Origin of the sequence: Cytobacillus kochii (genome assembly GCF_044790165.1) — a bacterium.
Taxonomy (GTDB): Bacteria; Bacillota; Bacilli; order Bacillales; family Cytobacillaceae; genus Cytobacillus; species Cytobacillus kochii.
In genome coordinates, this window is the sequence record NZ_CP085254.1 from 4073992 (window position 1) to 4092561 (window position 18570).

The window sequence follows — 18570 nt, forward strand, 5'->3', positions numbered from 1 at the left end:
TCTCAAATTTTAAAATATAGAATACAAGACTACTGCTAGTAACATAGCAATGGTTGGAATAACTACACTGAGCCAGAATATTGGCCAGTACGCACGTTTATGTGTTTCTCCACAAATCGCTCGCACTGTTGTAACAACATAACCGTTATGCGGCATAGAATCTAGACCACCTGAAGCCAATGTCGCTACACGGTGCATGGCTCCTGGATCGACACCTTGAGCTAAATAGATCGGCGCTAAAATAGGTAGAGCAATACCTAGACCACCTGAGGCTGATCCTGTAATTCCACAAATTAATGTGACGGCCACCGCCAAACCTAATATAGGTGGACCTGGCAAACTTACAAGTCCATCGACTACGGTATCGAATGCAGACACTTGAGCAGCTACACTACCAAAGCCAACGACCGCACAAGTATTCGCAACGGCGACAAGTGCATCTTGTGCTCCTTTTGCTAACGCATTCCAAAATTGTGCTAAAAACTTGTACATCGTCAGACATGCAAGGACAATACCAGCCGTTAATGAAATAAGGGCTGCTGCAGTAGAAGAAGCAAACTGTGCAATAATATTTAGCATAACAATAACACAGATTAATGGCAAAATTGAGAAAACAATATGAGGTAATGTTTTTTCCTCTACCAAGATTTCTCCTTCTGTTTTCTCCGCCAAACCTGCAGATACTTCTTCTTTTGCCCTATTTCCTGGTAATGAGAAAGTTTCCCCTCTTTTAACAGCATTTTGAACGAATTTGCTTAATAACAGTCCTCCCGTAATCATTACAAGAAGTGCCATGAGTACCCCGACCCAACCGCCAGCCGTGGGAGTTGTACCGAAAAACTCAGTTGGAATTAAGTTTTGAATTTCTGGACTACCTGGTGCGGTCATCGTAAAAGAAATCGATCCAAACACAAGGGCAGCAGGGATAAATCGATGTGGAAGATTCGCCGCTCTAAATAATGAAACAGCAATAGGATAAACAGCAAAACCGACCACAAATAAACTTACACCACCATAAGTCATGATTGCGGCTGCAGCCACTACGGCAAATACAGCTCTTTTCGCGCCTAATGTTCTCTTAATCCATTGGGCAATGCTCTCAGCGGCACCTGTCTCATGCATTATCTTCCCAAAAATCGCTCCTAGTAAGAAAATTAAGAACCAAGAGGCAAAATAATTTGTGAAGCCGTCCATATAATAACCTGCCAGTGCCGTCTCTAAATTTAAGCCACCTGTTATGGCAACAAAAATCGAGCTTAGAATGGCAGCAATAATGATATTAATGCCTCTTAATGTTAAAAACATCAGTAGGACTAAACCTAATATTAACCCTAGCATTCCTAACATTTAAACGCCCTCCCCCGGACTATTACTTCACTTGTTCCTTTTGAGCAAATTGATAATGATAGCAAGCAAGATATAAATCTTCTAACTCAGAAACTGTTGGCACTCTCGGGTTATTCCCAGGACTACCGCTTGCAATGGCATCATGCGTCATTTTACTAATCGATTGTTTAAATAGACTCTCATCTATTCCCCATCCAGACAGATTAGGAATATTTAAGTTCACACATAACGTTTTAACAGATTCTACTGCCAAATCGGCTGCTTGTTCATTTGTGAGAGGCTCACTTCCTTTAGTAAAGATTCTTCCTAAATCGGCTAGCCGATCGACACAAGCTTCTCTACTAAACTCTAGAACAGCCGGCAATAGCATAGCATTGGAGTAGCCATGGGGCACATGGAAAAGTGCACCTATCGGTCTTGACATTCCGTGCACAAGACACACACTTGCGTTAGAAAATGCCATCCCTGCTTGCATTGAACCTAATGCCATTGCCTCTCTTGCCTCTAAATCCTCACCATCTGTAAAAGCTGTCTCGATATTCTCGACAATTAATTTCATAGCTGATATAGCCATCATATCTGTCATTGGGTGTGCTTTTCTCGATATGTACGCTTCTATCGCGTGACTGAGCGCATCGACCCCGGTAGCTGCAGTGACATGTTGGGGAGATGACATCGAAAGCACGGGATCCACAATAGCTACAGTTGGCATAAAGGCTGGTTGTTTAATCATCATTTTGACATCATTAGTCGTATTCGTAATGATGGTTGCATCTGTTGCTTCAGATCCAGTTCCAGCAGTTGTTGGAATAGAAATATGATCGATAGCCGCACTACTTGCTAATTTATCTGCGCCCATGTAGTCACCAATATATCCACTGTTAGTAGCTAATACAGCTACCGCTTTGGCTGTGTCAATGCAACTTCCACCTCCAAGTGAAATAATTAAATCACAGGCTTCCTTTTGAAAAAGAGATAATGCCTCTGCCACAAACTTATCAGTTGGTTCAGTAGATACACCTAAATAAAGAATAGTTTCAACATTAGATTTTGTTAAGATGGCTTCCGCTTTTTTCGTCCACCCTAGGCCATCAATAATTTGGTCACTAATAATAAGGGCTTTCTTTCCTCTTAAACTGGCTTCCTCGCCAAGCTTTTCAAAAGAACCTTTCCCATATAAGACCGTTTGTGGTGTTCTAAAAATCTGCGTACTCATTTTTCTCCCTCCTCTATACATTTATTTATATGCAATTGATGTGCCAAAAAGAAAACCCTTACATTCAAAAGATTGTAAGGGTTGTAGTGTAGTAGAATCACTACATGTGTAGATTTTATGTAGTGAAATATCTACACTCATTCATAATTGAAACTTTTTCAACTTTTGATATAATGTGGTTCGATGAATACCTAAACGTTCCGCTGCCTTTTTCTTATTGCCACCAACTTGACGCAAAGTATCTATAATGAGGTCTCTTTCCCGTTTTCTCCCCATATCTTTCGCTTCTTCTATTAAAGAAGGTTCCTTTGTGATGGATTTTGGTTGTTCTTCTAAATAAGTATGTATATGGGTAATGTCAATCACGGGTTGTTCGACGAGGGTAACTAACCTTTCTATGACATTAACAAGTTCACGAATATTACCCGGCCAATCCCGTTGTACAAGCATTCCAATTGCTTCAGGTGTGTAGATTTTCTCTTCGATTTGATATTGCTTGCAGATTTTTTTCGTATATTCATTTAATAATAACGGAATGTCTGTTTTCCTTTCTTTTAAGGAAGGAAGGGGAATTTCGATGATATTTAGACGATAATATAAATCCTCACGGAAGCTCCCCTCTTGAATACATTTTTTCAAGTTACGATTAGTTGCGGCAATGATCCGCGCACGAATCGGGTATTTCTTGTTACCACCAATTCTCTCCGCTTCTTTTTCTTGCAAGACTCGTAATAGTTTCGTTTGCATGACTAAAGGTAATTCGCCAATCTCATCTAAAAAGAGCGTTCCATACTGCGCCAATTCAAATTTACCTAATTTCCCACCTTTCTTTGCTCCAGTAAAAGCACCTTCTTCATAGCCAAATAGCTCTGATTCAAACAGACTTTCTGGGATTGCCCCGCAATTCACACTAATAAAAGGACCCTCGGCAAACGGACTCAATACATGCATGCTTTTCGCAACCATTTCTTTCCCTGTTCCGCTTTCTCCCGTAATCAGTGTGGTAGCCATTGTACGCGCAGCACGCCTTGTTAATCGCTTAATCTCTTTAATTTCCCTACTTTCACCAACAATATCGTCTAATGTAACATGGCGATCGTTTTTAAGTTGTTCGACGAAGGGCGGACGATTAATACTGTTTTCTTGTTGATTTTTTTGTAATGATTGATAGATTTTATATACTTCTGTCACACCCTCAAAAATAAGCATGCCAATGGCACCAATCACTTTCCCATCTTGCCATAGTGGAATACGGTGAACGATCATATCTTGACCATTTATTCTTTGGACTACCCCACGTTCTGGTGTAGCTGTTTTAACCGTTTGATGAAGATTCGTATTTTCAATCACTTCAGTCACATGACGGCCAATCGCATCCTCCCTCTTCACACCAATAAATTGACTATAAGCTTCATTAAATTCCTGCACGACCCCATACTGATCAACAACAGCGATCCCTTCGTAAGCTCGTTCTAAAATAACCTTCAATACTTCTGTGGCATTCTCTTGCTGTTCAATGCGATGAATCCATTTTTTATATCCATCCATCATCTCTCTTGTATGAATCATTCCGACAACATAATCATTTTCATCTACTACTGGCAGTTCCTCATAAGGAAAGGAAGCTGCATAGAGGATGGAATCATCCAACCGGACATAGGCAAAATTCCTCGTTGGCACCGGATGAATGGTGACATCTCTATCTTGACCTTTAAGAAGATAAGAAAATAATTTTTTCATAGATACGATGCCAACTAGCTTCTTATGATCATCAATGACTGGTAAGCTACTTACTTGATATCGATTCATCTTTTCACCAGCTTGTCCTAACGTTTCTCCTAAAGAAATACAAGGTGGATCAGGCGACATCCAATACCTTACTTTCAAGAATTCCTCTCTTTCTAGCTTTTCCCTTGTCTTTGAACGGTCTTCAATAAACATGAAAGGCACCTCCCGCAAGAAATAAAACGAAATATTCTAAAAATATATTGGAATTTATTCTCCTCTTCAACTATTATAAACTTATTCACTCAAACGTGATGAAGGATTCACCATATTTTTTTACATAGAAGGAGGATTTATATGTTAGAAAAGCTTTATTCATTACTACAAGAACATTATAACGAAATGGTTGAAATCAGAAGACATTTGCACCAGCACCCTGAACTTTCTTTTCAAGAAGTGGAAACACCCAAATTCATTGCTAACTATCACCAAAAGCTTGGACATGAAGTCCGAACTGGTGTAGGAGAGCGTGGTGTTGTCGCTAAATTACATGGAGCAAAGCCCGGAAAAACCATCGCTTTAAGAGCGGATTTCGATGCATTACCCATTCATGAGGAAAATGATTTTCCTTATAAGTCTAAAAAACCCGGTGTCATGCATGCTTGCGGTCACGATACACACACAGCGACATTACTTGTTTTAGCAAAAGTACTCAATAAACTTCAAAATGAAATTGAGGGCACAATTGTCTTCATTCATCAACATGCGGAAGAATATATGCCGGGTGGTGCGATTGCGATGATTGAAGATGGTTGCTTGGAAGGCGTCGATGTTATTTTCGGTCAACATATTTCATCCGGTGAACCATTAGGTGAAATCGGCTATCGTTCTGGGCCACTCATGGCAGCGGCTGACCGCTTCCATATTAAACTCCAGGGAAGAGGTGGACATGGCGCCCATCCTCACGAAGCAAATGACAGTATCGTTCTCGGCGCTCAACTCATTGTTAATCTCCAACAAATCGTTAGCCGCCGTATTGATCCACTCGAATCTGCTGTTCTTTCTATTGGTGAATTCGATGCCAAAAATGCATTCAATGTCATAGCTGATTCTGTCACACTTACAGGAACGGTTCGAACCTTTAACGAAAACATAAGGAATAGGATGGAAAGAGAAATCGAGCGTGTAATCGAAGGAACCTGCTTAACTGCGGCTGCAAGTTATGATTATAAATATGTTCATGGCTATCCAGCTCTTGTCAACCATGCAGCTGAAACAAAGTTTGTTGCTCAATTAGCTGGTGAGGTTCCTGGTGTAACTGCGGCTGTAGAGATTGCCCCTCGTATGGGTGGTGAAGACTTCGCTTACTATTTACAAAAAGTTCCTGGCACCTTCTTCAATACCGGTGCAGCTATTGTTGGAAGAACACCATACCCTCATCATCATCCTAAATTTGATATTGATGAAAGAGGCATGCTCATTGCAGCAAACATGCTCGCCACAGCTACAGTAAAGTATATGGAACAACAAGGTGTAGTGGATACCACAGTCATTGAGACGCTTTAATCTGTTCTGAGGCACTTTGTTTTAGAATCATAGTTGATGTGATCCACTCTTAGAGTCTAAGAGGGTGTAGGTTTTACTGAGGGCGGCGAATGCTTCTTTTTATATACTTGTGGCAGCAATTTCTTACCACTTTATTTGCATGGTCAGAAGTCGCCTTCTACAAGAAGAGGAATTACCATATGCATAAGACTGTATTACGCGCAGTTGGCGTGGGGCTTTGTTTTGCTTTTGCGCGTTTTTCTCCTATACGCGCAGTTGCCACTGGGTCTTCCTTTGCTTTTGCGCGTATCTCCTTTTTACGCGCAGTTGCCACTGGGTTTTCCTTTGCTTTTGCGGTATTTCTCCTATACGCGCAGTTGGCCCTAAGTTTTCCTTTCCTTTTGCGCGTATCTCTCTTTTACGCGCAGTTGGCCCTAAGTTTTCCTTTGTTCTTGCGCGTATCTCTCTTTTACGCGCAGTTGACTCTGCGTTTTCCTTTGCTTTTGCGCGTATTCCCCTTTTACGCGCAGTTAGCTCTGCGTTTTCCTTTGTTTTTGCGCGTATCTCCCTTTTGCGCGCAGTTGACTCTGCGTTTTCCTTTCCTTTTGCGCGTATCTCCCTTTTACGCGCAACTGGCTCTAAGTTTTCCTTTGCCTTTGCGCGTATTTCCCTTTTACGCGCAATTGACTCTAAGTTTTTCTTTGCTTTTGCGTGTATTTCCCTTTTGCACGCAGTTGGCTCTAAGTTTTCCTTTGCTCTTGCGCGTATTTCCTTTTTACGCGCAGTTGACTCTGCGTTTTCCTTTCCTTTTGCGCGTATCTCTCTTTTACGCGCAATTGACTCTAAGTTTTTCTTTGCTTTTGCGCGTATCTCTCTTTTACACGCAGTTGGCTCTAAGTTTTCCTTTGCTTTTGCACACACCGCATTTGTTTTTTCCTCCTGTCTGAGTGACGAGATTAGTTATTTTTTCTCTATACTACCCCTCAATTCCTAGCCGAGTACAACATTCCTTCCTTTTAACAACTCTTAATCACCGGGACACCCTCTCCCAACATAATATATTACAATATTTTCCACGCACGGGTTTCTGCCGAGAAAAAAGAGACAGCCTCAAGGGACTGCCTCCTACGTTCCTTATTTTTCCGTTAATTCAATTCTCCCATTACTTGTCTTCAACTTCACTTCTACCGACCCGTCACCAATGGTTCGATTTCCTTCATTCGATCCAAGGATATGCACCGAACCATTGCTCGTGTTAGCTGTGATGGTTGTATTGTTAACTGCTTCTTCTACCTCAACAATAATCGCTCCATTGGAAGTAGCCAAGTCTAACGGAGAGTGAATAGTTGGTAGTGACATTTGGATAGCGCCATTACTCGTTTGAGCTTTTATTTCACCTTGTATATCATTTGCAATGATTGCACCATTACTCGTTTTTGCATGAATATAATCACTATCAAGTTGCTTTAATCGTAGCTTTCCATTCTTCGTATCTAATATGACTTGATTGGCATTCAACTCCGATACATCTATGACACCATTGCTGCTTTCGACACTTATTTCTTCATATGCTTCTCTTGGTAAATAAACTTCTATTTGTTTATTAAACTCTTCTAAATCAAAACTAAATAAGCGAAACGTCCTTTTATCCGTTTGATGCTCTACTTTCAAAGTATCTCCTGCAACGGATACTTTGAAATCCTCATGTTCTTTTCCTTTCATTTCACCACTTAATCTCACCTCTGCCTCGCCATCGGTTGGAGCGAGGATAACTTGGGCATTATCTGTTTTAACCTCTACATTGTTAAAGGCTTCTTCAATTGTTTTCGTCTCCGAAACATTTTCTGCTTGCAATTGCCCATAGGTAAACGCAAACCCGACTCCACCAACGCAAACGAGCAATCCACCAATTAATAATAACTTCTTAATCACCCTTCATACCTCCTTTAACAATCGAGACGTTATAAGAAAGATAACGAATAAAAATTTTCTTCATGAATTTAGTAACAAACATCATAGCGACCAATAATAATAACCCCAACCCACAAAAAAGAATAGCAGCAAATAAGTTCACTAATTCAAATGATGAGGTTATAAAAATGTCGATGAGCACTAATAAAGGTGAAATAATACCTGCAAAACTTACAATCCAACCGGAAAAGATTATACTAACGAGGGCAAGGAAGGGACCGAGGACAATGATTAGATTAAATAGACCTAATCCAATGACAGCCAATGTCGCCTGCAAAATATTTTGGATGCCACCATCACCTTTTGCTTGCTCGATATGGTAACTCGCCTTAACCTCCTTAGCAATGCCTCTCGGTGAACCGAGATCTTTAGCAATTTCCTCCTCTGTTTTCCCTTCTTCTAATCCAAATTCGAAATGGGCTTCATAATCTTGAAGTAATTCCATTCTTTCTTGTTTATCAATATCTTTTAATTCCGCTTCTAAGGTGATGAGAAATTCCCGTTTATTCATCTTTAACACCTTCTTTTATTAAATGATTAACCCCGTTTGTAAATTCGTACCACTCTGCTAACAACGCCTGTAAATATGTGCGTCCTTTATCTGTTAACTGATAATATTTTCTTGGTGGACCTTCTTTAGATTCCTGTAAATAAGTTGTAAAATACTCTTCCTTCGTTAACCTGCGCAATAATGGATAAACCGTACCTTCAGATATTTGAATTTGATCAGATATCTTCTGTACGAGCTCATATCCATAATGATCCTGCTTATCAAGCAAAACTAAGACGCATAACTCGAGCACACCCTTCTTAAACTGGACGTTCATTTTCTTCCTCCTTCCACTACTATATATTATATAGTACTAAACAATATGTGTTATTAAATTCTGTAATCATACTATAGCAGGTAGTATTATACATTGCAAGGTACTGAATGAAATTTTCCAAAAAAAAGAAGCCCGTAGACTTCATTTTAGCTTTAGACTCTTAAAGGAACATCTTTACTAATCGTTGTGTTCATTTTCTTTTGCTTTATCTCTTTATTCCTCATTTTTGCTTCTATATAGGCAAATAGCACTTCCAATAACCAACAAATCAACCAATAGATGAGAGCAGCGACTAAGTACATTTCCAAAAAGTGATAACCATCATTAGCAATGATTTTTGCCAGTGCCATCACTTCTACAACTTTTACCGCAAATGCTAGTGAAGTCGCCTTTATTAAACCAATAAATGTATTTCCCAAGTTTGGTAAGGCCACTAAGAAAGCTTGCGGTAGGACAATTCTTTTTAACGCTTGAAAAGTAGTCATTCCCACAGAATGGGCCGCTTCCATTTGTCCGATTTGTACAGCATTTAAGGATGCCCGCATAATTTCTGCTTGATAAGCTGATACATTAATTGTGAATGCAATAAAAGCGTAAAGCAGTGGTGAAATATGATCAGCATTATAGGCTGTACCGAAAGATTGATTCATTTTTTCTAATAGAACAGGCACACCGTAGAAGAATACATATAATTGTACCAATAATGGCGTACCTCTAATAAATGATATATAAATAATGAAGAGGCGATTAAGGATAGGGACGCGATAAATTCGGCAAAGAGCAATTAGCAGACCGAATATCAATCCAAACACCATTGCAACAACAGCAATCGCTAAGGTGATAGGCACCCCTTTTAAAACCTCTGGAATCTGCTCAATAGCAAATTCAAAATTGATCATAGGCATTAAGTGTTCATTCCTTCATTATAATTTGGATAAACTGATCTTTCCTTTCTTTAAAACCTTTTCTAATGTACTAATGACCATTTCTATTAAAATACAAGTGCCCCAGTATATAAGAGAAATGACGACATAAATCTCAAACATACCTATACCATGGTTATTACCTAATATAATCCTTACTTGACCCATAATATCGATAATACCAATCGTGAATGCTAAGGAAGTATCTTTTAATAGCTCGATAATGTTATTACCTAAATTCGGTAAAGATAAAACGAAGGCTTGAGGCAACACCACTCTCCATAATGCTTGTGTATAAGTCATTCCTACACTATATGCTGCTTCAAATTGATCCTCACCAACTGCCAAATAGGCAGAACGTACAACTTCTGAAAGATAAGCAGCATTATGCAGGGAGAGACTAATTAAAACAAAAATCATCCGATCCATACTATTAATATCAATTTGAAAAGCTAATAACAGCTGTGGTAACCCAAAATAAACAAGAAATAATTGCACTAATAAGGGTGTCGATCGACAGAATGAGAGATAAAATGTTGCGATTTGATAAAGTACTTTGAATCTCTTAATACGGATAATCGCTATAGCTACGCCTAAGACTAATGAACAAACTAATGAAATGAGTAACATAAATAAGGTGATTGGTAGCTTATCTAATACTTGTATAAACAAACTAAACCAATCATTCACCACAGACATTCAACCTTCTCCCCTTTCTAATAACAAAGAATAATCCGTAATTCGATGTGATTACGGATTAAATTTATAGTTTTCCTCATTGATATAATCTAAGTTCTCGAAGAAATTGACTTCAAACCATTTTTCAGCCAAATCTGGTAAGGTACCATCCTCAATAAGCTCTTTCGTCACCTCATCGAACTCTTTAGCTAATTCTGTGTGTTCTTTATTAAAAACGGCATAAACAGGCTCTTTTGACACAATCCCGGCCACTTTCAAATTTAAATCCAACTCTTTTTGGACAGCATTGAATGTTGTTACATTAATAAACATGGCATCATCCTTACCATCATTAACCCGCTCTAGGTTATCTGCATTAGAAGGAAATTCAATACTCTCAATATCAATTTGCTCATCAGGATTGTTTTTGTTATAACTATTTAATATTGTTCTTAAACCACCACTAGGAGACATCGGTGCTAATTTTTTGCCTACCATATCTTCTAATGTTTTGATATCTTCACGATCTGGTTGTGTTACGAGAGAAGTGAGTGAATAACCAAATTCCTGTTCTGGATAAAGGAACTTTTCTTCTCTTTCAGGGTTTTTAAAAAACCAATTAATCGCAAAATCATATTTGCCTGTATCCACGCCAACTAAATTTGCTTCCTCTTCTCCCCAAACATATTCAAAATGGTAGTCTTCTAATTTCTTTTCTACTTCTTTCAAATAATCCATATCGTAACCAATTGGCTCATTATTCTCGTCCGCATATAGGAATGGTGGATTCACCTCGTCACTTATGGCGACAGTAATAACTTTCTTACCATCTTCAGTTGTCCCATTACTTGAAGACGAGCACCCAGCAATGAATAAAACGCTTATTATAATTAAAAATGCAATATTTAACCCTTTCATTTTAGTCCTCCATTCTCTTAGATAGTAAAGTCTGGTTCTTTCATTATTCTTTTTAAAAACTTCCTTGTTCTCTCTTGTTTCGGGTGAATAAGAATGTCGTCAGGCGGCCCTTGTTCGATAATCTGGCCATCATCCATAAATACCACTCTATTCGAAACCTCACGAGCAAAATCTATCTCATGGGTGACAATCATCATCGTAACCCCACCACTAGCAATTTCTCGAATAATTTCTAGCACTTCTCCTACCATTTCCGGGTCAAGTGCTGAAGTTGGCTCGTCAAACAATATAACGTCCGGATTGAGCGCTAACGCCCGGGCAATCCCCACTCTTTGTTTTTGACCTCCAGAAAGTTGTTGCGGATACGCATTGATCTTATCTGCTAAACCTACCTTAGTTAGAATGTCTATCCCGATTTCTCTCGCTATTTTTTTCGATTTCTTTTGTGCGACGATTAAACCTTCTGTGACGTTTTCTAGAACCGTTTTATTCTCAAAAAGATTATAGTGTTGAAAAACCATCGCCGTCCTTCTTCTTAATTGGAGAATGTCTTTCTTTACTGGTTTTTTTGTTTGTATCGTTAAATCATGGATTGATATTGTTCCTTCGTCTGGTTTTTCCAAATAGTTCACACATCTAAGGAGCGTTGTTTTTCCTGAACCGCTCGGACCAATAATTGTAACAACATCCCCTTTTGATACTTCTAAATCAATACCTTTTAATACATGGTTATTTTTAAACTTTTTATGAATATGCTTCAGTAAGATCATTTAAACCTCACTTTCCTGCATTACTGCATCGGTGTTAGAATTTTATAAAAAAAGATTAACAAAACAATTTCTATATGTAAAGTCGGAATTTTATTATTTTTTAAATATTTCAACAAACCAGTATCCCCTCCTTGACGAACCTGAACCACTTGTTTAACATTTAAACCAACAAAGGAAGTAGGGATTAGATCGTTCATTAGAGGAGGAAGAGACATTGGTTTCACAATTATTCGTGAAGACGGAAGAGCAGAGAAAGTGGTTACATGCATTACAGAAAAAAAAAGCGACGTTTCTTAGTCGTTCACAAGAGATAGATGAAGAGGCGAAATTCCCTCATGAGAATATTCGTGAATTAGTGGAATTAGGTTATACAAAAGTGACATTACCTAAAAAATATGGGGGTGAGGGGCTTGGTGTGTATGACATGGTTCTTTTCCAAGAAACCCTTGCTTCCTACGATAGTGCCACTGCCTTAAGTATCGGCTGGCATGTTGGTGGATTAGGTGAAATCTATGAAAAGCAATTATGGACAGAGAAACAACTTGCCTCTTTTGCAAATGATGTACAAAAAGGCGCACTTGTGAACCGGTCTGTGAGCGAAGCACAAACAGGTAGCCCGACAAGAGGTGGCAGACCCGGAACAACTGCTGTGCGCCAAAAAGGTTCGTGGGTTATTAATGGCCGTAAAAATTTTACAACCATGTCGCCTGCTTTAACCTATTTTCTCACTTCTGCCTGGATAGAGGAGAAACAAACGATTGGCTTTTTCTTAATTCATAAAGATACGCCAGGATTATCTATTGACGAAACATGGGACGTCGTGGCTATGAGAGGAACAGGAAGTCATGATCTCGTATTAGATCAAGTAGTCATTCCTGAAGAGGCACTCGTTGAAACAATTGCTGACAGGGGAAAATCTTTAAATGGATGGGTATTACATATCCCCGCCTGCTATCTCGGAATTGCTCAAGCAGCTAGAGATTATGCCGTACAATTTGCCTTAGAGCATAAACCAAATAGTATAAAGGGGTCTATTAGTGAATTACCGAATGTACAAACACTTCTCGGTGAAATCGATGCCGCTTTGCTTGCTTCAAGACATCTACTCTATCACGTGGCAGAAGTATACGATGATATAGATAGAAGAAAATATATTGAAAACGAACTAGCTGTTGCTAAATACCAAGTCACTCATGCAGCACTTACCGTTGTCGATAAAGCGATGCGTGTCGCAGGAGCAAAAAGCTTACAACGTAATAATCCACTTCAAAGATATTACCGAGACGTCCGTGCTGGTCTTCATAATCCGCCAATGGACAATATCACCATTCAAAAACTTGCCGAATCAGCGATTGCTGTCTATAAATAAGGGCAAGCTAGAATCAGACACGAGGGAATTCCAAAATTAAATTTCTCCGTGTCTTTTTTTGTGGCGATAAGTAGCGTTTGGAGGTGATTGGGGAGGTTCAAACTGAGAGGATAACATTTGTAGTAGGGGAATGGGGGATTTCGACTCAGCGCATTTTTGTCACTTGTTATGTTTGTCATCACGAATTTGGCAATCTATCTTACCGCTTGCTTTTTCTCATGACTATTTTAGGTCCGTCACCACATCTTTTTATTTTCATTTGGGATGTGTTCGGATTTCGTTTTTGACAACACATCTACTTGCTTTTCATCCGTGTTATGTTCGTATTCCCATTTTGCAACTCACCTACCTCCTTTTCATACGAGTTGTGTTCGTATTCCCATTTTGGCAACTCACCTACCTCCTTTTCATACGAGTTGTGTTCGTATTCCCATTTTGGCAAGTCACTTACCTCCTTTTCATCCGAGTTATGTTCGTATTCCCATTTTGACAACTCACCTACCTCCTTCTCGTCCGAGTTATGTTCGTATTCCTATTTTGGCAACTCACCTACCTCCTTTTCGTCCGAGTTATGTTCGTATTCCCATTTTGACAACTCATCTCACCGCTTACCATCCGAGTTATGTTCGTATTCCCATTTTGACAACTCACCTACCTCCTTTTCATCCGAGTTATGTTCGTATTCCCATTTTGGCAACTCATCTCACCGCTTACCATCCGAGTTATGTTCGTATTCCCATTTTGACAACTCACCTACCTCCTTCTCGTCCGAGTTATGTTCGTATTCCCATTTTGGCAACTCACCTACCTCCTTTTCATCCGAGTTGTGTTCGCATTCCTAAATTGATAACTCATCTTTCTGCTTTTCGTCCGAGTTATGTTCGTATTCCCATTTTGGCAACTCATCTCACTGCTTTCCATCCTAGTTGTGTTCGTATCTCCAATTTGACAATTCATCTTTCTGCTTTTCATCCTAGCTGTGTTCGTATTGAAACTTTCACATTTCCCAACACTTCTTTTTATCTTTTTTTCCCTAATTACCTCCACTATCCCTATTTCCCTTCAATCCAGTGGTCTCATCTCACTTAGCCTCACACCATTGTGTCTATATTTGAATAGAAACAGAGATAATAAGCTTAATATTGTGGTCCCGATTAAGAAGGGCAAATAAGTGTTCCATTCAGTTATCACCCCTGCTAAGAAAGTAGCGAGCATTCCGGTAAGACTTGTCAGAACATGTACTGCGCTTCTGACGCGAGCGATTAAATGATCGGGTGTAATTCCTTGTTGGACAGAGATTTGGACAACAAATCCCATTGATAGCGCACCATCAAATAGAACCATCCCCAAACACATCAAATAAAAATGACTAGTGGTCAAAAATATAATCCCAACCCCTGAGACAGCCATGAGGATACCTAGGAAAGGTAGCCAATTCATTTGCTTAAACCGCGGCATGAGAAAAACACCTAGCAGATTACCAATACCGGCGCATGACAGTAACAGTCCAATTTGTGTTTCTGAAAAAGATAGCGTTAAATCTGCATGCATGATGACACTGAGGATGATAAAGGTGGTACTAAAAGAGAGAGATATCGCTGTTAAAGTAATTAACATTTGTGGCGTATTAATAAAAAGATGGCCCATTCCTGCTTTCGATTCTTCGATAAAAGTCCTTACACTTTTTACTAAAGTTTGTTGTTTTTTCACCGTTGGTTGATGATTGTATTTTATGAAAATAAGCAGAAGCATGGCTGCGAGATAGAGCGTGCCACAAATGATGAGGGTAGTCGAGCCACCATATGTTGCAAGGAGATAGCCACCTAAGGCTGGGCCAATGAATGTAACAATGGCATCCGCTGCCTCAAGTAAATTATTCGCACTTAAAAGCCTTTCTCTCGAAACAATGCGGGGAATCATTGCTTGTTGGGCAATTTGAATAACAAGACCAGCAAAACCGAGTAAAAATATAATGATAGTGATCAACCATAGGTCCCCTATACCTCTAGCGAAAATATAAGAAAGAAAAAATAACAAACAGCCGTATACGAAATTGGCAACCCAAGCTACAGTCACCACATTGATTCTTTCAATAAACGTTCCCACTGGAATGGCAAAGAGAATCGATGCCGCCTTTTGCACCATTAATACAGCCGTCGTTACAATAGGAGAACCAGTAATACCGAGAACAATGAGGGGAAGGATAAGTTCATAAAAACGATCACTTAAAAGACGCGATAAGTAATGACTCCACACTTTGATAAATTCTCCGTTTATCATCGACCCACCTTCATTCCCCTTCTATATCGTTTTCGTATATTTTACCCACGCCAATACATTCAATAGAATTGTCACGATTAAAAGCACACTTGAAGCTAGGACAGCTGAACTGGTTATATCCATCAAGGCACTAAAATCTTCTATTTCTACAAGAAATTTTTGCACCATTAATTGGAATAAAATAGCCGTACTACAACAGATGAAACTTAAAAATGAATACGTCGTCCACCGTTTGGTATTTTCTTGTTCTCGACTAAGATTCAGCAAAGGTAAGATCCAAGCAACCATGCCTAAAACCAGACTCCCTATATTTAACCAACCCATAATAACCACCTTTTCCTCACCATTTATTCTCCACCCTCTCAGCAAAACCAAGAAAGTCTTTCAGTACAATGGTTGTTCCATCATCCAATACCGCTTTACCAGTGAAATAACCAAATACTTGATGCTGATTACTAGAAATAACTATGACCGAGGTGTGGTCTTTACGATCTAAAATGGGGATGAAGTCCATTTCGAATCTTCCATCGCTTGAAGTGAATCGCCAAGGTGAGAGATAGTCAAAGATTCCATTATTTTGTGGGATATGGAAAGTAACCTCTTCCAGTTTATGGGCCACTCCATCATAGAAGAGCATATTTTCACTGGCAAGTGAAGTATCGCCAAAACCATAGCCGATATTAAAACCGAATGTTTTCCCCTCGACAACACCAGATGCTGATCCCCAATACCACGTATTTTTATATGTCCATACACCCCTGCCCCAGTCTAATGTAGCAAAGCTATTCTTTTCCTGAAATTGATATTCTGTTTGCCCATAGTGGACACTGCCCTTTGCACGCATCCCATTGATCTTTTGATTATAGTAAAACGCTTGTCGATCTTCCTTAAATGGAATAGCCATTACAATAGAATCTTTAGCCTCATTAACTAAATCAATGTCACAGGCAAAATTAGTTTTACCATCGAAATTTTTCATATGACAACATAATTTCCTACCATTCTTTATATGCGAAAAAGACAGCTTAATTCGCTTATCTTGGTAAACAATATCGCCTTCCTTTGAAGTCGACGGTAAGTTCAACTTCCCAAATGTAAGAGGCTTCATCATACTTGTCGTTCGATAAGAAGCACGCTTAAAATCAAGAAAAGACACACTTAATAAAGCCATGTAGGAATTGTCGGCAATGGTCAGAGCGACACCAAAATCATCATTACAAACTAAATAATAATCCCATTCCTTTATTCTCCACGCTTGAGCCTTGATGGCCTTTCGATCATATGTAAGCAGGAGCTGTTTTGCATACCCTGCTTGAACAAGTTCCCCTTTATCATTTAAAAGATGACCCGCTTCCGTCATTTCTCTCTGCACAATGTAACCTCCCTAAGTGAATTCATATTGGTCCGGTTGAAGATGAGACATATCTGCTTCCAATAGGATATTTTTCTGACCATTTACAATGTCAATTACTGAAAGACATGTATCATGAATGTACGGGGCATCCCAAAGATTTTCCATAGGTATTTGTTTTAAGTAGGCAAGAAGCGTTTTGATTACGACCGTATGTGTAACAAGCAAAACATTTCCATTCTTATGGTTTGTCATCACTCTTTTTAGCATTTTTACTGCTCGATCCTGTACTTGCTGAAAACTTTCTCGTTCTGTTGGATGATAGAGATGAGGCGCACGCCAAAAGGCATGGAACTCATCTGCGTATTGTTTTTCTACATCTGATTGTTGCTGCCCCTCCCAACTTCCCATATAAATCTCTTGTAAATCCTCATCAGTAAAAATCTTAATTGGGCGATTGCCTTTAATCAGGCTCGCCGTCATCATCGTTCTTCCACTTGGACTGGCATAAATCGCATCAAACGGGACTTTGCTTAAATGTTCTCCTAATAATTTGGCGTTCTCCCTCCCAATTGTTGTTAGGTCAGAATCTAATCTTCCCTGTAGCCTTCTTTCTCTATTCCATTCTGTCTGACCATGTCTTGTCATGTATATTTTCACCATTCACCCTTCTTTCTGTACAAAAACTAAAATCGGAAACTTATCTGTTGAAAGGAATGTATGCCTGTCCCAAACTGATCCAATTGATGACTCTTTAAATACTGAACTGCATCATAAGCTTCCTGCAAAACAGTCGGTGCTAATCCTAATGTATGATGTGATCCGAACACTTTTGCAACATTGGGAATCAGCGCTATTTTTTCAATTGATCGTACGAGATCAGAGGGACTCGTCGAAGGATAAAAAGCGAATATAGGCTCGGTATCATACAATAAATCACCTGTAAATAGGTAGTTATATGTTTCATCAAAAATAGTAATATGCCCCGGTGAGTGTCCTGGCGTATGATAGATTTTGAGTTTTCGATTCCCTAATTGCAGCACATCACCATCCGCTAGTAAAGCGGTCGGCTCTCCTGTAAAAGGCTGATACGTTTCAGGATTAAATGTTTTTGGGGTGGGGATTGTAATATCTCTTTGTATATCAGTGCGGATTTGTTGGAGCGTAAGACCACTAATACCATTAACTAACCAGTCTTTATCTAGCTCATGAACGTAAATCGTATCGTACAATCCATGTCCACCAATATGATCGACATGAACATGCGTTGTTATGACCTCAATAGGTAAGGAAGTCAATTGATCGGTTATACGTTTAATGTTATCTATTCCAAGTCCTGTATCAATGAGTACCGCTTTTTCTTCACCAATGAGTAAAAACGAATGTACTTTTTCCCAGTGGCCATATTCACTAATCGCATACGTTTTACTATCAATTAATTGCACAGTAAACCAAGAATCTTTAATTAACACAAGCTTCACCTGCATTTCAAATTTTGGAATGGAAGAGTTTTTGAGGTACTTAATGTATAATGGTTGGTCTATTCTTAAGTATAGCAATTTTTGGTAGATGTGAATAGATAACGATATCTAAATAAGAGATATCAACATTTGTATTAAATAGCTTCTATTAAATGGATCGTTTTGGAAG

At 39.1% G+C, this 18570-nt stretch carries 19 protein-coding genes; 2 read left to right on the forward strand and 17 right to left on the reverse strand.

Annotated elements, in window-relative coordinates; all coding sequences use genetic code 11:
- Positions 1-9 precede the first annotated feature (9 nt).
- From LG276_RS20790 to LG276_RS20800, 3 genes are all read right to left on the reverse strand, one after another.
- Positions 10-1347 carry a GntP family permease gene (locus LG276_RS20790; RefSeq protein WP_404292732.1) on the reverse strand — a complete coding sequence of 446 codons (1338 nt, stop codon included), beginning with the start codon at positions 1345-1347 and terminating at the stop codon, positions 10-12.
- A 22-nt stretch (positions 1348-1369) separates the two neighbouring features.
- Positions 1370-2563: an iron-containing alcohol dehydrogenase gene (locus LG276_RS20795; protein WP_224937216.1), complete on the reverse strand. Its 1194-nt coding sequence runs from the start codon at positions 2561-2563 to the stop codon at positions 1370-1372.
- Between the two features lie 141 nt (positions 2564-2704).
- Entirely contained in the window at positions 2705-4504 is a 1800-nt protein-coding gene (locus LG276_RS20800; RefSeq protein WP_289434718.1) for a sigma-54-dependent Fis family transcriptional regulator, read from the reverse strand.
- Between the two features lie 141 nt (positions 4505-4645).
- On the opposite strand from LG276_RS20800, the gene LG276_RS20805 reads away from it, so the two are divergent.
- Positions 4646-5854, forward strand: coding sequence for a M20 family metallopeptidase (locus LG276_RS20805; protein WP_224937218.1), 1209 nt, complete (start codon positions 4646-4648; stop codon positions 5852-5854).
- 243 nt (positions 5855-6097) lie between these two features.
- Here LG276_RS20805 and LG276_RS20810 read toward each other — a convergent pair whose 3' ends face one another.
- The 8 genes from LG276_RS20810 to LG276_RS20845 all read right to left on the reverse strand — a co-directional run bounded on the left by LG276_RS20810 (position 6098) and on the right by LG276_RS20845 (position 11920).
- Complete coding sequence (locus LG276_RS20810) at positions 6098-6754, reverse strand: hypothetical protein (RefSeq protein ID WP_404292735.1); 657 nt, start codon at positions 6752-6754, stop codon at positions 6098-6100.
- Between the two features lie 213 nt (positions 6755-6967).
- On the reverse strand, positions 6968-7765 hold the full coding sequence (locus LG276_RS20815) for a DUF4097 family beta strand repeat-containing protein (protein ID WP_281202716.1): 798 nt from the start codon (positions 7763-7765) through the stop codon (positions 6968-6970).
- Entirely contained in the window at positions 7758-8315 is a 558-nt protein-coding gene (locus LG276_RS20820; RefSeq protein WP_404292737.1) for an HAAS signaling domain-containing protein, read from the reverse strand. The genes LG276_RS20815 and LG276_RS20820 overlap by 8 nt, the downstream gene beginning before the upstream one ends.
- A complete protein-coding gene (locus tag LG276_RS20825) occupies positions 8308-8631 on the reverse strand; it encodes a PadR family transcriptional regulator (protein WP_404292739.1) in 324 nt (107 codons plus the stop codon). Before LG276_RS20825 ends, LG276_RS20820 begins: the two co-directional genes overlap by 8 nt.
- Positions 8632-8783: 152 nt before the next feature.
- Positions 8784-9536 (reverse strand): amino acid ABC transporter permease, encoded by a 753-nt coding sequence (locus tag LG276_RS20830; RefSeq protein ID WP_281202718.1) that lies wholly within the window; start codon positions 9534-9536, stop codon positions 8784-8786.
- A gap of 18 nt (positions 9537-9554) precedes the next feature.
- Positions 9555-10253 carry an amino acid ABC transporter permease gene (locus tag LG276_RS20835; RefSeq protein ID WP_224937224.1) on the reverse strand — a complete coding sequence of 233 codons (699 nt, stop codon included), beginning with the start codon at positions 10251-10253 and terminating at the stop codon, positions 9555-9557.
- Positions 10254-10304: 51 nt separating this feature from the next.
- Positions 10305-11150, reverse strand: a complete 846-nt coding sequence (locus LG276_RS20840) for a transporter substrate-binding domain-containing protein (RefSeq protein ID WP_404292742.1) — start codon at positions 11148-11150, stop codon at positions 10305-10307.
- A 17-nt stretch (positions 11151-11167) separates the two neighbouring features.
- A complete protein-coding gene (locus LG276_RS20845) occupies positions 11168-11920 on the reverse strand; it encodes an amino acid ABC transporter ATP-binding protein (protein ID WP_251162191.1) in 753 nt (250 codons plus the stop codon).
- Between the two features lie 214 nt (positions 11921-12134).
- On the opposite strand from LG276_RS20845, the gene LG276_RS20850 reads away from it, so the two are divergent.
- Positions 12135-13289 carry an acyl-CoA dehydrogenase family protein gene (locus tag LG276_RS20850; protein ID WP_404292744.1) on the forward strand — a complete coding sequence of 385 codons (1155 nt, stop codon included), beginning with the start codon at positions 12135-12137 and terminating at the stop codon, positions 13287-13289.
- Positions 13290-13584: 295 nt separating this feature from the next.
- On the opposite strand, the gene LG276_RS20855 is transcribed toward LG276_RS20850, so the two are convergent.
- The 6 genes from LG276_RS20855 to LG276_RS20880 all read right to left on the reverse strand — a co-directional run bounded on the left by LG276_RS20855 (position 13585) and on the right by LG276_RS20880 (position 18407).
- A complete protein-coding gene (locus LG276_RS20855; RefSeq protein ID WP_404292746.1) occupies positions 13585-13782 on the reverse strand; it encodes a hypothetical protein in 198 nt (65 codons plus the stop codon).
- Positions 13783-14351: 569 nt separating this feature from the next.
- Complete coding sequence (locus tag LG276_RS20860; RefSeq protein ID WP_251162194.1) at positions 14352-15569, reverse strand: MFS transporter; 1218 nt, start codon at positions 15567-15569, stop codon at positions 14352-14354.
- Positions 15570-15590: 21 nt separating this feature from the next.
- Complete coding sequence (locus LG276_RS20865) at positions 15591-15893, reverse strand: hypothetical protein (RefSeq protein WP_251162195.1); 303 nt, start codon at positions 15891-15893, stop codon at positions 15591-15593.
- A gap of 16 nt (positions 15894-15909) precedes the next feature.
- A complete protein-coding gene (locus LG276_RS20870) occupies positions 15910-16941 on the reverse strand; it encodes a DUF2804 domain-containing protein (RefSeq protein WP_251162196.1) in 1032 nt (343 codons plus the stop codon).
- A 12-nt stretch (positions 16942-16953) separates the two neighbouring features.
- A complete protein-coding gene (locus LG276_RS20875) occupies positions 16954-17580 on the reverse strand; it encodes a histidine phosphatase family protein (RefSeq protein WP_251162197.1) in 627 nt (208 codons plus the stop codon).
- A 26-nt stretch (positions 17581-17606) separates the two neighbouring features.
- Positions 17607-18407, reverse strand: a complete 801-nt coding sequence (locus LG276_RS20880) for an MBL fold metallo-hydrolase (RefSeq protein ID WP_251162198.1) — start codon at positions 18405-18407, stop codon at positions 17607-17609.
- Positions 18408-18570 lie beyond the last annotated feature (163 nt).